Here is a 17,370-nt window from a genome sequence, read left to right as displayed (position 1 = left end):
GGTATAGTAATTCTAAGTGCCTCATCAGGATATATTGAGCTGGATTGGAGATTCCTTTTCATTCCAGCTATCCTAATTTTTCTAATCGTACTACTCATACTTGCACTTATAAATAGATACAAAAAAATATAAATCTATTTTAAATGCTTTTCCTAATCCTCTTCTGGTTATTACCGTACTACTTCAAGAGTAAGACAATTTTATTTTATCTATTATTTTTCTGAATGCGGGAAACCGTAATAAACTGTTTTACAATGAGCTTAAGTTTGTCGTATTAATAATTTAAAACAAAAAATATATGAAAAAATTAGCCCTGTTATTCACTCTCTTCTTTTTTTTACTAAGTAACAATATTGATGCTCAAAAAGGTCATTATAAAAATGGAAAAGGAAGTTCACATAAAGGTGGAAAATATAAAAACTCAAGTACTAACAATCATTATAAAAAAAGAAAATAATGAAGCATAAAGTTGCTTCATTATTTTTCTAAACTAACTAAAATTGAATCATGAAAAAATACTACGTAAACCAAAATGCACAATTGAATGGTGATCATGAAGTTTATACTGCAGATTGTATTTTTTTACCAACTCAGACAAACAGAAAATACTTAGGCGAATTTTCAGACTGCAAACTAGCAGTAATTGAGGCAAAAAAGACTTATTTAAAATCAAATGGTTGCAAGAGTTGCTCCAATGAGTGCCATACAACTTAAACTATCATGGGTTTTCGATTTCAAAGAAGAATTAAACTCGGAGGAGGATTTAGTATAAACATAAGTAAATCCGGAATTTACCCAAGCTTAAAAACAAGTATGGGAACTATTAGCCCTAAAAGACTATCTGTTAAAACAGGTATATCGGGTTTAAATTATCAAAATAACTTTAATAAAAGTAAAAATAGTGGCTGCATGCTACTATTTGCATTTACTGGAGCGATAACATATTTAATATACATCATAAATCATTAATATCATGGGATATAGAAAAGCATATTACAAAAAAGACGGAACATACGTTCAAGCGCATTATACAAATACTAGATCTAAATTTTCAAATAAGAATAACGGTTGTCTACTAATCTTAATAATATTATTTAGCCTTGCGATTTCTTGTTCTGAATCATCGGATTCTACTAGTGAAGCAAAAAGCTCTACAAGCTCTACTTGCCCAACAAAAACTTGTGGTGATTTCACAACACAAGCACAAGCACAAGCTACTTATAATGGCAACAAAAAATGTTATAAAAATTTAGATTCTGACGGGGATGGAATCGCTTGTGAAAATTTATCTAAATAAATATTCTAAACAATGATAACACTAGAATTAAAAAGCCATTTTTTAAGATTATATCAAATGGCATTATCAGACAATAAATTTGATGTATTAGAACTCCAAATGTTATATCATTTTGCTGATGAAAGAGGTATTCCTAAAGAGGAACTTGATAAACTTTTTCTAAATCCTATAAGTACTGAGTTATGTATTCCTAACGAATTAAATACTCGTATTGAATACCTATATGATTTTGCTCGGATAATTTGGGCTGATGAAAAAATTACTGATGACGAAATAAATATGCTCAAAAAATATTGTCGGATTTTTAATTTTTTGGATGAGAACATTAATGAATTAACACATTATCTCATTGATTGTGTACAAAAAAACATTCAAAAAGAAGAAATTATTAGTCAATTAAACTCTTAAGTTATGAAGCCACTTACACAATTATTTAGTTTAAAAAAAGTAGAAGAAACTCCAGTAAATATTTCTGAAGAAAATGAAAATGACAGAGAACAAATAAGAATCACCTACTATCAAAGTGGTTTTGCAGCATCTGTAAAAGCAACTGGAAAACCTATTGTCTTAAAAGCATGTCTTCAAAATTTATATATGAGTTTTGAAGATCAATGTCGAAAACAAAAATTAGAACAAGAAAGATTAAAACAGCCCTATCGAGAAGAACAGGAAAAAAATAGGACAGAGCTTAAAAAATCTGAAGCTGCAATAGGTATATATGAAAAGAAAGAACTGGATATTAATGACAACCTTGATATTATCAAAAATGAAATAATCGAAGTAAAACGTAATCCTGATAAATATGGAATTGAAGACGGAAAAGGATTGAAAGCTCAATTTTATATTGGATTAATTTTATTACTACCCATTACTCTTTATGTATTAGTCTTTTATATTTCGGCATCATATTCTGCTTTCTTCAAAGAATTTTCGAATGATAGCCTAACAGCTGCAATTTTTGATGCAAATGCATTAACGAATTCTTTTGAAGCTAGTTGGTTAGAAGGCATTCTAGTTATTACTATTCCATTTGTATTTATGGGACTAGGCTATGTTATTCATATGGTGCAAAAAGGAAAAGGCATAAAAAATATCTTTAGAATGATTGCATTATTTATTACAACATTCTTATTTGATGCATTATTGGCTTATCAAATCGAAAAAAAAATATATGAATTTAACAAAACTACTGATTCTTCTCCATATAATTTAAACATTGCATTAGGTGAAGCTGAATTTTGGATGATCATATTTGCAGGATTTGTAGTTTATATTATCTGGGGACTTGTTTTTGATTTTGTTATGAAAGAATTTGAGAACATCGATAAAATAAGAGCATTCATTAGAGGTAAAAAAGAAAAACAAATTGATTTAGAAAATTTAAAAATCGATATTAATAATAAAGTCAATGATTTCAAACAACAAGTAATTACTACGAATGGAAAAATTTCAGAATTACAATCAAAAATTGATGGCTTTGTCTTCCCAGTAAAAGAATATCTTCATTATCATCATCAATATAAAGAAGGATGGTTTCAGGCCATTAATACTGAAATAGCATTACCGTATAAAGAAAAAACAGAATTATTAGAAAACTGTGAACTTCATTCGGAGGAACATTTAAGTAAATTAAATTTAATCGACCCAGATTTTCAACATTTGGTATATTCTAAAAACTAATAGCTATGAAAAACATTTCGAAAATAATCATGATTTCTTTGTTATTACTTTCTTTCATTTCGTGTACACAAAATTCTGCTAAAGAAAAAAAAGAAGATTCCATTAAAAGTGGGACAACGGAAAACTACAATATCAGTATACTAATAGATTTATCGGATAGAATTAGTCTTAAAAAAAATCCGAATCCAACAATGGAATACTATCAACGAGACTTGGGTTATATAAAATCTATTTCTGAAGCCTTTACTAAGCATTTGAAATCAAAAAGAATACGACAGATTGATGATAAAATGCAATTGTTTTTTAATCCAGAACCCTCAGATTCAGAAATCAATGCTATATCTAAAAATTTAAGAATAGCAATTGATAAAAACAATGTCTCAAAAGATTTTTTGAATTCAATAAACTCGAATTATGCATCCCAAACTTCAAAAATATATGCATCAGCAATAAAAGATAATAATTATGTAGGCTCTGATATATGGAGTTTTTTTGATAATAAAGTCAAAGATCAATGTATTGAGAATGGATATAGAAATATACTCATATTATTAACTGACGGTTACATGTTTTATGACGGAACGACAATAAGGGAAGAAAACTTAACAACTTATATAACTCCCGAATTAATACGCCAAAATGGTCTAAATACTAAAGACTGGCAAAATAAATTAGAAGAACAAAATTTTGGTTTTATTAAAATTGATAATGATTTATCAAATCTAGAAGTTTTAGTTTTAGGGATAAATCCCAAAAAGAATGCTCCTTATGAAGAAAAAGTTATCAAAGCATATTGGAGCAAATGGCTTACAGAAATGAAAATAAAGCATTTTGAAATTAAAAATGCAGACTTACCATCAAACATGGATAAGATAATTAAAGATTTCATATTAAAAAATTAGACTATTCAAAATTTAATGTAAATACTTATTTTAAAAGTACTAATTCCATTTTAGGCTTATTCAATACTTCTTAATAGACAATAAGAAAATGAAAAACACCTCTATAAAACTTAAATACATAATTTACAGTCTTCTTTTAGCATTGTTAGGATGCAAAAACGAACAACCTCAGGTAGAAAAAATTAAAGCTCAAGCGTTTTACAAAGAAGTAATTACTCCTGATGACATAAAATCTATCACTCCCGAAGAAGCCAAAACATACCATAAGGATATAAAGTACCGGTACGAATATCGTACTGGTATATCTGGGAATTATGAATATACTTATGACATAAATGGATATGACCAAGATGGCAATTTAGTTACCGGAATTATAAATATTGAAAATAAATATGATGCCGGAATTATTATAAATAATCTTGACGAGGAAATTGACATAAAAGCTGAATGGGTTGATTATGGCAGATTAAAAGCTACTGACGAAAACGGAAATGAATATAATCTAGTTGTAGATTAATTTGAAAACATTAAATAAAAAAATATGAAGTTTATTACATTAGTCTTATTTATTACACTTACCTCTTTTAATCTGGTAGAAACCAATGTATATGTATGTGGCGCGAGTGGTGCAAAAAAATACCATTACAAAGAATCTTGTCGTGGTTTAAGTTCTTGTAAACAGGAAATAACTAAACTTTCTTTAAAGCAAGCACAAGGATATGGCCTGACACTTTGTGGTTGGGAAGACTAGATAACTCTAGGATAATCTCTATATTTGAAAATTAATCCTTACGAATGAAAATCCCATTTACTGCCCTATTTGTTCTATTCTCTACATTACTTTTTTCTCAAACCAAAATTCTTTCCTGGAACATTCAAAACTTTGGTAAATCAAAATCTGATCTAGAAATTAGTTTTATCGCTAATACAATCAAGAATCACGATATCATTGCAATTCAAGAAGTTGTTGCTGGTCATGGAGGTTCTCAAGCTGTTGCGAGATTGGCTGATGAACTCAATCGAAAAGGTGCTAAATGGGATTACTCTATTAGTGATCCTACAAGCAGTAGTGCTTACAAAACAGAGCGATATGCTTTTATCTGGAAAACTAGCAAAGTAAAACTAAAAGGAAAACCTTGGCTTGAAAAACAATATGAACAGCAAATAGACCGTGAACCCTATTATGCCACTTTTGAAAAAGACGGTAAAACTTTTACATTAGTAAGCTTTCATGCTATCACAAAAAGCAAGCAACCTGAAACGGAAATTAAATATTTCAAGTTTTTACCTCAACAATATCCAAATCTAAATTTGATTTTTGTGGGTGATTTTAATTGTCCGCAATCTCATACTGTTTTTAATCCTTTGAAGAAAATGGATTATCAACCGATTTTAGAAAACCAAAAAACATCCTTGAAACAAAAATGTATTAATAATGTATGTTTAGCTTCTGAGTTTGATAATATTTTCTACCAAACTTCGAAAATCAAAATAAAAAACAAAGGCATAATTCATTTTTATAAAGATTTTGATTCCTTAAAAGAGGCTCGAAAAATATCTGATCACATCCCAATATGGATGGAATTTTCTTTAAACTAAAAACTATGTTTTTAGTTTTTTCTTTTTAGCGGCAGGAAATAATACGTTATTTAATATTAAACGATATCCTGGGGAATTTGGATGTAAGTCTAAAACTGTTGGTGGATCACCTACTTTATGTTGAAAATCTTCAGGATCATGTCCTCCAAAAAAAGTAAACATTCCTTTTCCTTTTTCGCCATGTAAATATCTTACTTCTCCGTTAATCTCACATGTACCCATTACCAAAGCGCTCGATTTTACAAATTCAGCATCAAATGAAGTTGTTTGTCCCATGAATCCTTTTACAAGTTGGGTATGATTTTGACATAACATACTTGGTATTGGATCCCATTTTGCAGAAAATTCCATTAACGTAAAATAATCCTTATCCATTGGTACTCTCCTTTTTGGTGTCATATCAATATCTGAAAATTCATATATCTCTGGTTTACGTTCTAGAGTAAAGTCTCTAAAAGCAAATGAATTAGCATAATTAAGTTTAGATTGATAATTTGGTTCACTAGCGTCTCCATCAAACATTGCTTCGCAAATATCTACTCCATCTGCAGCCAGAGCAATATCAAAACTATCTGTTGCCGAACACATTGCAAACATAAACCCTCCACCTATTACAAAATCTCTAATTTTTTTGGCTACTGCGCCCTTTTCCTTAGATACTTTATCATATCCCAGTTTAGTTGCCAATGCTTCAGCATCTTTCTTTTGTTCTATATACCAAGGTGCATTTTTATAGGCTGAGTAAAATTTTCCATATTGTCCTGTAAAATCTTCATGATGTAAATGCAACCAATCATATAACAATAACTGATCGCTTAGAACTTCTTCATCATATATTGGGGTAAACGGAATTTCGGCATACGTTAATACTAGAGTAACTGCATCATCCCAAGGTTGTTTTCCTTTGGGTGTATAAACTGCTATTTTTGGAGCTTTCTCAAGAATAACTGTTTCCATATTCTGAGATGGACTTGAGATTTCATTTAAAATAGAATTCTCTTCGCTATCTGAAAGCACTTCAAAACTAACTCCTCTAATTTTACATTCTTTACGAATTTCTTCTGTATCTGGTAGCAAAAAAGAACCTCCACGATAATTAAGTAACCAACTGGCTTTGTAATTTTTGTTCAAACACCAATACGTTATTCCATAAGCTTTTAGATGGTTTTGCTGTGATGTTTCGTCCATTGGAAGTAAAATAAACGAAGCTCTTCCATTAAATGATAATAAAAAGAAGAATACATAAGCAATATAATATTTCATTTTTAATCTATTTTTATTTTAATCTATTCTAACACAAGACTAAACAATTATTGGTTTTCTATAAAAACACGTATAAACACGCATAAATGTAAGGATAACTCTGGCTAAATTTGTTTTTATTAAATAATTAACAATTGACCATGAAAACCCAAACAATGAAACTTAATGGAACAAATAACAAACTTAGACTCGCAAATTTAGTTCGAAAGATAGGAGCTTGTTTATTGATATTGACCATTATTTTATACTATGTTTTATCTATCCAGTTCTTAGCTAGTAGCGGAAGTAATTAAGAATTATTAATTTGTAAGTACCGCAATATCATTTTGAATAGCATAAACCACTAATCCAGCTGTATTTCTAGATTCTGTTTTAAGCAATAAATTATTCCGATGCCCTTCAACAGTTCTAGGGCTTATAAAAAGTTCTTCAGCAATTTCGGCTGTACTTTTTTGTAAACAAATTAACCGTAGAACTTCAATTTCACGAGTAGAAAGAAAATTTGTATCTAAATTGCATCTGGTATTTTTACCTGCTTTGGCTATTTCATGTATAATTTTAAGTACTCTATCATTATAATAATATCCTCTCGTATTTACCTCATTAATTGTAAAAATTAAATCTTTTGGAGTAGCATTCTTTATCAAATAAGAAACTGCTCCAACTTGTATCATATTTGCAACAAATGATTTAGTATCATAACTTGTTAAAGCAATGACTTTGACTTCTGGGAATTTTCTATGGATAATTTTAGTAGATTCAACTCCATTTAAAATAGGCATTTTTAAATCTATGATAATAATATCTGGTTGATCACTAGATCTTTCTAAAAATGAAATTAATTCTGTTCCATCTGAAGCCTCAAAAATAACCTCTAAATTTTCTTCTCTCTCCAATAAAAACAATATTCCTTTGCGAAATAAAATTTCGTCATCAACTAATATTATTTTTACCGTAGTTTTCATTTTGTTTATCAGGGATATCAATAATTAGCTTACTACTTTAATGAATTAAAAACAGACAATTGCAAAACAAGTAATTTATCTTACGAAAATACAAAAAATGTAAATTTAAATAGCTATTAATCTGGCTTAAAAAGTAAAAACTACTGAAATTCCTCTATTAATAACTGATTCTACATCCAAGTTTCCGTTTAAAAAAGAAACTCTGCTTTCAATATTCTTCATGCCAAGCCCTTTTTGATTTTCTATATTTTTAGAATCAAATCCAATTCCATTATCAGAATATGTACCTTTTTTAATTCCATCATTTTCTTCAAAAACAATCGAAATCTTTGTAGCCTTTCCATGTCTCAATGAATTATTCATGAGTTCTTGCAAAATTCTAAAAATGTGTAAGTGTTTATCTTTATCTTTCTTATCAAAATCTATATGATTTTGATAGTCTATTGATATTGCTTTGCTACTTTCAAACTCCAAACATAATTCTTCTATACCTGCATGCAAACCAAATTTCTCTAATACTGGTGGAAATAATCCGTGGGCTATTTTTCTGGAACTATCCAAAGCTTTAGCTGTTAGATTAATAATATTCCCAGTAATTTCGTTTATCTCGCTTTCACTTAAATTAGGTGTATTTAATAAATGACTATTTAACGATACTACATTTAATTTAGAGCTTATATCATCATGCAAATCTTGCGCTATACGCTTTCGTTCTTCTTCTTGTGTAAGAATTACTGCTTGTACTTGGTCTTTCTGGTATTGAATTTCTAAATCCTTTTTTTCTAATTTCTCTTTTATTATTTTCTTTCTCGAGAAATAAAAAAACATAACAAGAACAACTCCCATAAGAACAAAGGCTAGACAACTAAATACAATTGTAGCTACAATTTCACTTTCAGAAATAGGATTAGAATTCATAGGCGTCTTTGGGGCTTTTCGCTTATTTAATATATGTAAATTTAACAATTCAAATATATCTCATTTTATCTGGATAATTTTAATGAGTAATTAAATATGTCATAAAATAAAAAATCTTCATCAAAACTTAGTTTCGACAAAGATTTTTTATCTATAATAACTGTTCGTTATATGTAAAAATCACATTAATCTTAATGCAGTATTTGTATAATTTACAAAGTATATTCTACATAATTATTCTATTTATAAAGTATCAATTGTGAACCTCATCTTATATCATTTATGCTGAATAAGTCATTATATTATTGCGAATCATTTAAACTTCAATTCACAAGATTGTCTTTTTTAGAAAAACTCTTTTTCCATTCAATTAAAATCAACAATTGAAATACAATGTATAATACATAATTTATACGTGAAGGTAATTTATAATATTTTGAACTTAGTGTTATTGATAAATTACCAACTAGAAACAAAATAGTACTTCCCAACAAATAAAATAGAATACCTACATTAATATAATAAAATACTCTTTTATCATTCAACATATTATAAAAATGAAATGTTGCATATATTATCAATAAAAAAGAAGTAATGAATATTTCATATAAATTGAATTTAAAAAACAAATCAGGTTCTATACTATATTGTATAGCTAAACTTAATAGTGTCAAAACACAAGTAATTTTGATTACTTTTTTTTGAAAACTATCTGTTATTAGATTATAATAGAAAAGAGCGAGCATCAGAAATTGTCCAATAAAATAAAAATGAGACAAAAACAGATTGTTCATCCCAAATTTACTTAAAACTAGTGTACTCATCTGAACGCATACAATAAAAAAAAGATACGTTGTAAATATCACATACGTTTTTTGTTGTTTAGAAATACCTACTACAAATACAATAAAATTAATCAGCAAAAGAAAATATCCAAAGTTAACAAGAAATGAATACATAAATCATGTGAGATTAAAGAGGGCTAGATGGATCTCCTCCTGGAGGACAAGGCTGGCTAAAATCGTATATTGCTGGTGCTATAGCATTTACTTTATTTTCCGCTTGTCTCTCTTCATGATTACTTCCTGGTAACATATCCACATAAATACCTGTTTCTTCGTCATATCTGGTTCCTACAATCAGTAAAGTTTGCTCTCCTTCATCGTTTATTCCTAAATAAGCTCTTACAGCATCAATTTCTTGTTTTAAAACTAGTTCTAAATTTATTTTTGGAATTAAAAATGCACGAACTTTTTCCTTACTGTCGATTTCATTTTTTGGATCGCTCCAGTTTTTTGTCCATTTTTCCGCTGTTGCCAATGGAATTTCAGTGTCTCTTTCTCTTAATCTGTTTTTTTCTTTCATAATTCAGGGTTATAAATAATTTAAAATTTATCTCAGGCTAGTTAATAGTTGTGCTAAACTACATTTTTTTATTTGCTTGGCAAAAAAAATTAAACAAGTAAAAGACTACTGAAAAAACAAAAAAGACATGTTTTTCTGTTAACGAAATTTTAACAAGATTAGGTTTATTGATAAAATTTTAAACTTTTATTTAAAGAGCTAAAAAACCTACATCGTATTACACACCAGGTATTTATCCCTTATAATTCTAATTACAAAAACAGGTATAAATACGCATAACCAGAATTTCTTTATGATTTAATTTTGATTGTAAACTATTTAAACCCAAAAACTATGTCTACAGAACCATTCATTGGAGAAATTAAAATCCTAGCATTCAATTTTGCACCTAGAGGTTACCTAACCTGTCAGGGGCAAACTTTAGGTATCGCACAAAACACCGCATTGTTCTCTCTTATAGGGACTTATTATGGAGGAAATGGTCAAACAACATTTCAGGTTCCTAATCTGCAAGGTCGCATGCCAGTAGGTCAAGGGCAAAGTGCTTTAGGAGCTAGCTATCAGATGGGACAAACAGGAGGGATAACCTCTGTTTCGATACTAACATCAAACATACCTGCCCACGTACACACCCTAACTAATGTTGCCGTAAAGATAAAAGCTTCTACTGATAATGCAGACGAAACTTCTCCAAACGGTAATTTCCCTGCTGTTTCTCAAGCACCAAGCTATTCTGGAAATGGAGCTACAAATAATGTTTTTAGTGGTGGAACTGCAATTACTGGTAATACTGATCCAACTGGTACAGGTATACCTATTAGTGTACAGAACCCTTATTTAACTATTAATTATTCTATTGCCACAGAAGGAATATTCCCTAGTAGAAATTAATTATAAATAAAATCAAGGAGAGTCTTAAAATAAAGCTCTCCTTATTTATTAAATAAAATATATGCAAGTAATAGGAATTCTATTGTCGCGCTCTACATATTATCAAACAATTGGTATTGATTTATATGAAGGTCTCCGTTCTGGTTTAAAACAGCTAGGTAGGACTGATCTCAAAATAGTTACAGAAAATATAGGTTTTGGTGCTGATAAACAACAGTGTTATCGCAGCGCCGAAAAACTTTTGCTTGAAGAAAACGCATCTATTGTAATTGCTTACATAGGACATCGTACAGCTCAATTACTTCGACCTCTTTTTTTGGCGACAAATAGAATACTAATTGTTTTGGATGCCGGTGCAAATATGCCTCTTGAATGGCCAACTTGCCCAAATATTTTTTATCACTCGCTTCACAATTCTTTAGGAGCTTCACTCGCTGCTAAAGAAGCCATAAAAGATGGATATAAAAATGCAGGAATGGTTACTGGGTATTATGATGGCGGATACCTACATACATATAGCATTTCAAAATCATTTCAAGATAATGGAGGAACAATATCTTTTAATCATGCAACTGGTTATAAAACAGAAGATTTTACAATGGAACCATTAAAAGAACATTTAAACAATTTTCCTGAAAGTGCCTTGTTGAGCATTTTTAGCGGAGATTATGTACAATGGTATTTTGAACAAATTAAAAACACATTCGAAAAAGAAAATCTACCCGTTTATCTGACTCCATTTGGATTAGAAGAAACAATGCTGAGTGATGCAGTTTATCCAGGCGATAATGCAAAAGGTATTGCAGGTTGGTCTAAAAAAATTGAATCTACAGAGAATCAAATTTTCATTGAAACTATAACGGAATCAGGAAAAACACCTAATCTATTCTCCTTATTAAGTTGGGAAAGTGCAACTATAGCGATAAAGGCATTAGAACTAGCACTTGAACATAAAAATAACATACAAAATATTAGTCAAGATTTACAATCCCTTTCATTCATAAGCCCAAGAGGTGAAATTTATTTTGATTCAAAAACGAACACATCAATTTCTCCTTTATATAAAGCATCAATTATTTCAAATACCGAAGGCAAATGCGAATTACAATTGGAAGGTGAGGTAACAGAAGTAAACGAATATTATAAGAAACTAACAGACCAAGATTTAGATCAAACGACATCGGCTTGGTATAATAGTTATGTCTGTATTTAACTATGGAAGCACAGAAAAAAATAATGGTACTATGTGGCGGAAAGTTCGCCTTTAACACATTGCAATTATTAGCATATGAGAGATTTATATGCGCAATAGGTATCGGAAAAAGCAATAACACAATCATAGATGCATTAGAAAGAGAATCGGAAGACAATAACTTCGGATTCAAATCATTCCCTTCTAAAAAAAGCATGGAAGAGATGAGAGGTTGGATTGATACAATTAAACCCGATTATATATTTTGTATCTCTTTTCCATTCCTTCTTCCTGAATCTGTCCTGTCTTATGGAAACAATAAATTTATCAATTTCCACCCAGGACCATTACCACAATACCGTGGCGTAATGCCAATTTTTGAAGTACTCAAAAATCAAGAAAAAGAGACCGCCATTTGTGCGCATTTTATGAATGAAAAATTTGATCAAGGAAATATTATTTTCAATGATCCTATAAGAATACAAGAGAATGACACTTACGGAAAACTGACTGTAAGATTAAGTAACCGTACGGCTCAAGTTGCTTTAAATATGGCGAATATGCTACAATTTGCTAGTAATATTCCCAATCAATCTCAAGACGAATCCTTGGCATATTATTATGAAAAACCAGAATTAACAGATACTTATATTAATTGGAAGCGAATGTATGCAGATGAAATCATTGCCTTAATAAATGCATGCAATCCTTGGAATTCTGGTGCTGATGCCACTTTAATGAACGAACAGGTTAAGATAATAGTAGCAACACTATTAGATGAACCTCATGAAGACAAACCAGGAACAATTATTTCTATAAACAATACGATAAATGTAGCTTGTGAGGACAACAAACAAATTGCAATCGAAATACTTAGTACAGACGAAGGTATAATGACGGCTAAACAATATGCCTTATTAAAGCCATTAGTGGCTAACCCCATATCTAACTAATATACTTAACTATCAATTTAAAACTATGAGATTATGAAAAAGAACTTTACTATTATTTTTGCGGCATTGCTATGCCTCTTTTATACAAGAGGTAGTGCTCAAACGCAATTCTGGTCCGATACATTTGAGGATACTGGAGCTCCTAGCTCAGGTGTCAGATTACCATCTGTCACAGAATTTTCTTTTGGAGGTCCACCTCCAACAGCTTATTTCTTTAGAACCGTCCCAACTGGTATAGCCCTACAAAGTGGAACATACACAGGTTTTCAGGGTGCAAAAATATGGGCTGCTGAAGACATTGACAAAGGCTCAGCAGGTGTCAATGGTACGTTAAGCCCTAATCAACAAGTTACTTGGCCTACAATTAATATTACGGGGAAAAGTGGTTTATCCTTTAAAGGTATTTTTGCTGCCAATAATTTGAATGCTGGCTGGAACGGTACAAACTTTGCACCAAATCAGGATTTTATTGCTATTGAATATCGAATAGATGGAGGTCCCTGGACAAAAATCATTGCATTCTATGCTGGTGCTATAACAACATCCAATGCCTTATCTCTTGATACAAACGGTGATTTAATAGGAGACGGAGCACCTCTAGGATATACTTTTAGTGAGTTTTCTGCTAACATTCCTGGAACAGGAGCACTATTAGATATTAGATTGAATTGTTCTGCAAATGGTTCAGATGCGCAAGAATTTGCTGTAGATAATTTCCGCCTTTTCGAAACACCAGCGTGTACTGCTCCAGTTATTACTGCCAACCCTCCTGATAGAACTTTATGCCCAGGAAGCAATACAACATTTACTGTTACTGCAATTGGTGCAACTGCTTACAAATGGCAAGTAGATCAAACAGGTCTAGGTACATATACTGACCTTGCAAATGTTGCTCCATATTCAGGAGTTACAACTAACACATTGACTATAACTGGTGCAACTACAGCAATGAACTCATATAGGTATAGAGCTGTTGCAATTAATGCACTTCCTACATGTTTTACAAACTCTAACTTTGGATCGCTATTAGTTTCAAACATAAGTCTTGCTGGCGCACAAGATAATATCCTTTGCGCAGGTACTACTACTGGTAGTGCATCAGTTATCCCTTCTGGAGGTATTGGTACTTATACATATTCATGGTCTCCATCTGGTGGTACAGGAAGTATAGCTACAAACTTAAGTGCAGGAACCTATACAGTAACTGTAAAAGATGGTATACTATGCGAAACAACTAAAACTTTTATCATTATTGAAACAGGTACACCAATAAACATAGTACCTACACAAACTAATGTAAGTTGTAATGGAGGTACTAATGGGACCGCTACAGCTGCTGCAACTGGAGGAACTGGCACACTTAGTTATTCTTGGTCACCATCAGGAGGTACAGCTGCAACTGCAACTGGATTAGCTGCCGGAACATATACTGTAACAGTAACTGATGCAACCCTATGTTCTAAACAACAGGTTTTTAATATAACTGAACCTACAGCAATTACAACATCTGGAACTCAAACTAATCTAAGTTGTAATGGTGGAAGCGCTACAAAAACTTTGGGTAGCATTTCCTGTTGGAACTGACGTAGATATAATTGTAGCTGAAACAGCATTCGATAAATTTATTGAACAAGAAGTTCCTAATCTAATAGCTTTTATAGTAAGAGAAGCCGAACTATTCAATCCACTAGAATTTAAAGTTATATTTGCCCCAGTACCGGATTTTGAAGAGCCAATCATTGAGGCTCCATTAAATAACTGATAAATAACTCCACTTTCTGAACCCTGAACGTTCACCGAAACAGTTGAACCTGAACAAATAGATGTCGACGCAGGAGTCACATTTAAACTATTTAAAGGATTCACGCATACTACTGTGACCCCAGCTGAAGCATTTCCTTCACAATTTGAACCTGTAGTGGCTTTAGCAGTAATTACACCTCCCATATATAACGAGCAATCAGCGGTCAAACCACTAATGGTCCATGTACCACCCGAAACTGTAGTAGTTCCGCCCACTTGAAATCCATCTACAAAAAGAGTAACATTATCTCCATTAGTCCCCGTACCACTTACCGAACTTCCGCATTCGTATATAGGTGAGGTCGTAATTGCCAAAGTATTCGACGATCTTGTACCAACAACTACTGAATTTGAAGCATTACTTAACGAAAGACAGCTTCCCAATGCCTTAGCTGTAATAGTACTACCAAGGGCAATACTGATTCCTGTTGCAGCAGTCCAAGTTCCGTTAGCAGTTACAGTTGTAGTTCCTTCCAAAACTCCATTTTCATATACTTGCACTGTTGTACCCACAGCTTCAGCTGATGAACCAGAAACACTAGTAACAGCAGCCGTTGAGCAAATTGGACCATTAATAACTGGTGTAATTGCTTTTCTTTGTATTGTTGCTGACACAGATCCAGTAGAAATACACTTTCCAGAAGCAATAGCAGTCACTGACAAAGTTTGACATTCCCTATTTGATAGAGACAAACCACTAATAGTCCATACTCCACCAGCTCCTGTTGTTGTCGTTCCTAACAGCGTCCCATTTGCTAAAAGATTTATAGTGACCCCTGTAACATTATCAGGAGAATTTACGGCTCCTGAAATCGAAGTTGTCGAGGAAAGAATTGGACTTGTTGTTATAGTGGGATTTGCAGTAGAAGTAACAGCTGAATATTGGCAATCATACGTATAGCCTGACTCACATTTTCCAGGTTCCTGATAGGAAAAAAGATAAACAGCTGTACCAAAGCAGTTACCTGTTTGGCATTTGAAAAGTACCGCTTGAGGATTAGTAGTTGTTGTTACCGTATTTAAGTTATATGGTACTTCTAAAGCTAATGCAACTGGATTTATAAGAGTACCATTAGCATTATAACACCTAACAATAGTTCCAATTGGTCGATTTACAGTAACAGTATAGCCTTTACTTCCAGATATTTTTGTAATATCCCCTGCTGTCGGTACTGTAGTCATCAGGGCACAACTTACAACAGTTACAGGGTTACAGTTGGCTATAGACTGTCCTTTTCCAGGAGCAGTAGCCGTGGCAGTAATAACCTGTCCCGTTATTAGAGCTGGAGAAATCCCTGTGAGTGACCAACTTCCTAAACTAACAGAAGTTGTCCCAATAGATATCCCATTCTTATATACTGTTATCACAGTACCATCACCCTCAACAGAAGTACCAGATACTGATGAATCTCCAGCACCAACACTAGAAATTCCTGGGCAAAGCGAACGATCTGGACATACTACACCAGGAGCACAGGGAGTATAATTATCAATAATATGCATAAAACAATTTTCAAGACTGCCGCAACTGGAATCTATACCAGCAATATCAGAAGCTGATTCTGGATTGCATAAAGTAGATTTATGCGCTCCCATATTATCAACCATTGCCATACGTACTGCGGTAGTCGAATTGATGGTTGTCGATAATGGAGCAAACGTTGTTGTCAAATCACTCATTTTTACAAAAAAATCATAAAAATAATCTGCGTTACCGCAACTTGTCGTCATGGCAATCGACTTTTGGTAATTTGTAGTACCTGCATATGAAATAACAGGAGTACAATTATTATTATTTACATCATACACATAAACACCAAAATTTGTAGCTAGTACTATTTCTATCTCAAAACCTGGATTAGAATTTGAATATTGCGGATCGGCGTTAGGTCCAATTCCCCCAAATTTACCATCGGTATCTATAAGAATACTATAACTTTTCGAATTAGGAGAAGTACTTCCCAATCTCATCCTAAAAAGCCAATTCCCATTGCCATCTAAATAGGCTTGAACCGGGTCCTGATCTCCTTGATCAACAAAATCAGTAAAACTACAATTTGGCCCTGCAATAAGGTCACTATTTGGTTCAATCATAGGAAAGACCAATGATTTGTATGGAATCTCGCTTTGAATCTGATCATCTGTTGTAAAACCGTTTATAGTGGCTGATATAAAACCATCTCCATTAGGATCTAACACTATAGATCCACTGCCCGTGGCAGAGTTATATATCATTCCAGGAGTTTGAGCCATAATTTGACTTAAACTCAATAAAACAAACAATGTGATAAACGATTTTTTCTTCATAATCAAAAGCCTTTATTTATATAGAATAACTTTCTTTTTTAAAATACTTCTTCCAAAAAAAACAGAACAATTTTGTAGAAATAGCACTAAACATTTAAAACATACAATTCATACTAAATCAATCAACTTAAAACAATAAGTAAAGCACAAAAAAAACACTGATAAACAGCAAATAACATATGAACAAAAGCAAGTGCCCTGCTGAATCAATCCGACAATAAGAAAAAAAGGGAAA

The 17,370-nt window shown here is 31.8% G+C and carries 19 protein-coding genes; 14 read left to right on the top strand and 5 right to left on the bottom strand.

The features are described 5' to 3' along the window. Positions 1-298 precede the first annotated feature (298 nt). The 10 genes from IW20_RS26330 to IW20_RS13165 all read left to right on the top strand — a co-directional run bounded on the left by IW20_RS26330 (position 299) and on the right by IW20_RS13165 (position 5,478). Positions 299-457: a hypothetical protein gene (locus IW20_RS26330; protein WP_165571444.1), complete on the top strand. Its 159-nt coding sequence runs from the start codon at positions 299-301 to the stop codon at positions 455-457. Between the two features lie 50 nt (positions 458-507). Then, positions 508-714: a hypothetical protein gene (locus IW20_RS13205; protein ID WP_035623044.1), complete on the top strand. Its 207-nt coding sequence runs from the start codon at positions 508-510 to the stop codon at positions 712-714. 6 nt (positions 715-720) lie between these two features. Next, entirely contained in the window at positions 721-969 is a 249-nt protein-coding gene (locus tag IW20_RS26940; RefSeq protein ID WP_035623042.1) for a DUF4236 domain-containing protein, read from the top strand. A 4-nt stretch (positions 970-973) separates the two neighbouring features. Then, complete coding sequence (locus tag IW20_RS13195; RefSeq protein ID WP_081912485.1) at positions 974-1,297, top strand: excalibur calcium-binding domain-containing protein; 324 nt, start codon at positions 974-976, stop codon at positions 1,295-1,297. A 12-nt stretch (positions 1,298-1,309) separates the two neighbouring features. Continuing rightward, entirely contained in the window at positions 1,310-1,705 is a 396-nt protein-coding gene (locus IW20_RS13190) for a hypothetical protein (protein ID WP_035623040.1), read from the top strand. Between the two features lie 3 nt (positions 1,706-1,708). After that, complete coding sequence (locus IW20_RS13185; RefSeq protein ID WP_035623039.1) at positions 1,709-2,977, top strand: ABC transporter permease; 1,269 nt, start codon at positions 1,709-1,711, stop codon at positions 2,975-2,977. A 5-nt stretch (positions 2,978-2,982) separates the two neighbouring features. Then, positions 2,983-3,879, top strand: a complete 897-nt coding sequence (locus IW20_RS13180; RefSeq protein WP_035623037.1) for a hypothetical protein — start codon at positions 2,983-2,985, stop codon at positions 3,877-3,879. An 88-nt stretch (positions 3,880-3,967) separates the two neighbouring features. Next, positions 3,968-4,396 (top strand): hypothetical protein, encoded by a 429-nt coding sequence (locus IW20_RS13175; RefSeq protein WP_240478489.1) that lies wholly within the window; start codon positions 3,968-3,970, stop codon positions 4,394-4,396. Between the two features lie 24 nt (positions 4,397-4,420). Beyond that, a complete protein-coding gene (locus IW20_RS13170) occupies positions 4,421-4,630 on the top strand; it encodes a hypothetical protein (protein ID WP_035623035.1) in 210 nt (69 codons plus the stop codon). 44 nt (positions 4,631-4,674) lie between these two features. Continuing rightward, positions 4,675-5,478, top strand: a complete 804-nt coding sequence (locus IW20_RS13165) for an endonuclease/exonuclease/phosphatase family protein (RefSeq protein WP_035623033.1) — start codon at positions 4,675-4,677, stop codon at positions 5,476-5,478. A gap of 3 nt (positions 5,479-5,481) precedes the next feature. Here IW20_RS13165 and IW20_RS13160 read toward each other — a convergent pair whose 3' ends face one another. From IW20_RS13160 to IW20_RS13140, 4 genes are all read right to left on the bottom strand, one after another. After that, the gene (locus IW20_RS13160; protein WP_035623031.1) at positions 5,482-6,741 is read right to left on the bottom strand and encodes a hypothetical protein; all 1,260 of its coding nucleotides are present in this window, start codon (positions 6,739-6,741) and stop codon (positions 5,482-5,484) included. 299 nt (positions 6,742-7,040) lie between these two features. Beyond that, on the bottom strand, positions 7,041-7,706 hold the full coding sequence (locus IW20_RS13155) for a response regulator transcription factor (protein WP_035623030.1): 666 nt from the start codon (positions 7,704-7,706) through the stop codon (positions 7,041-7,043). A gap of 126 nt (positions 7,707-7,832) precedes the next feature. Then, a complete protein-coding gene (locus IW20_RS13150) occupies positions 7,833-8,624 on the bottom strand; it encodes a sensor histidine kinase (RefSeq protein WP_035623029.1) in 792 nt (263 codons plus the stop codon). Positions 8,625-9,596: 972 nt separating this feature from the next. Continuing rightward, on the bottom strand, positions 9,597-9,989 hold the full coding sequence (locus IW20_RS13140) for a hypothetical protein (protein ID WP_051885751.1): 393 nt from the start codon (positions 9,987-9,989) through the stop codon (positions 9,597-9,599). Between the two features lie 333 nt (positions 9,990-10,322). Between IW20_RS13140 and IW20_RS13135 the strand changes: the two genes are divergently transcribed. From IW20_RS13135 to IW20_RS13120, 4 genes are all read left to right on the top strand, one after another. Continuing rightward, positions 10,323-10,880, top strand: coding sequence for a phage tail protein (locus IW20_RS13135; protein WP_035623023.1), 558 nt, complete (start codon positions 10,323-10,325; stop codon positions 10,878-10,880). A 61-nt stretch (positions 10,881-10,941) separates the two neighbouring features. Then, positions 10,942-12,093: an ABC transporter substrate-binding protein gene (locus IW20_RS13130; protein WP_035623020.1), complete on the top strand. Its 1,152-nt coding sequence runs from the start codon at positions 10,942-10,944 to the stop codon at positions 12,091-12,093. 2 nt (positions 12,094-12,095) lie between these two features. After that, positions 12,096-13,025 carry a methionyl-tRNA formyltransferase gene (locus IW20_RS13125; protein ID WP_240478488.1) on the top strand — a complete coding sequence of 310 codons (930 nt, stop codon included), beginning with the start codon at positions 12,096-12,098 and terminating at the stop codon, positions 13,023-13,025. A gap of 33 nt (positions 13,026-13,058) precedes the next feature. After that, complete coding sequence (locus IW20_RS13120) at positions 13,059-14,609, top strand: SprB repeat-containing protein (protein WP_035623018.1); 1,551 nt, start codon at positions 13,059-13,061, stop codon at positions 14,607-14,609. Here the strand turns inward: IW20_RS13120 and IW20_RS13115 are convergent. After that, positions 14,550-17,135 (bottom strand): hypothetical protein, encoded by a 2,586-nt coding sequence (locus tag IW20_RS13115; protein ID WP_131494831.1) that lies wholly within the window; start codon positions 17,133-17,135, stop codon positions 14,550-14,552. The genes IW20_RS13120 and IW20_RS13115 overlap by 60 nt on opposite strands. Positions 17,136-17,370 lie beyond the last annotated feature (235 nt).

This window comes from Flavobacterium hydatis (genome assembly GCF_000737695.1).
Classification (GTDB): Bacteria; Bacteroidota; Bacteroidia; order Flavobacteriales; family Flavobacteriaceae; genus Flavobacterium; species Flavobacterium hydatis.
This window is presented reverse-complemented; position numbering and strand designations above follow the sequence as displayed.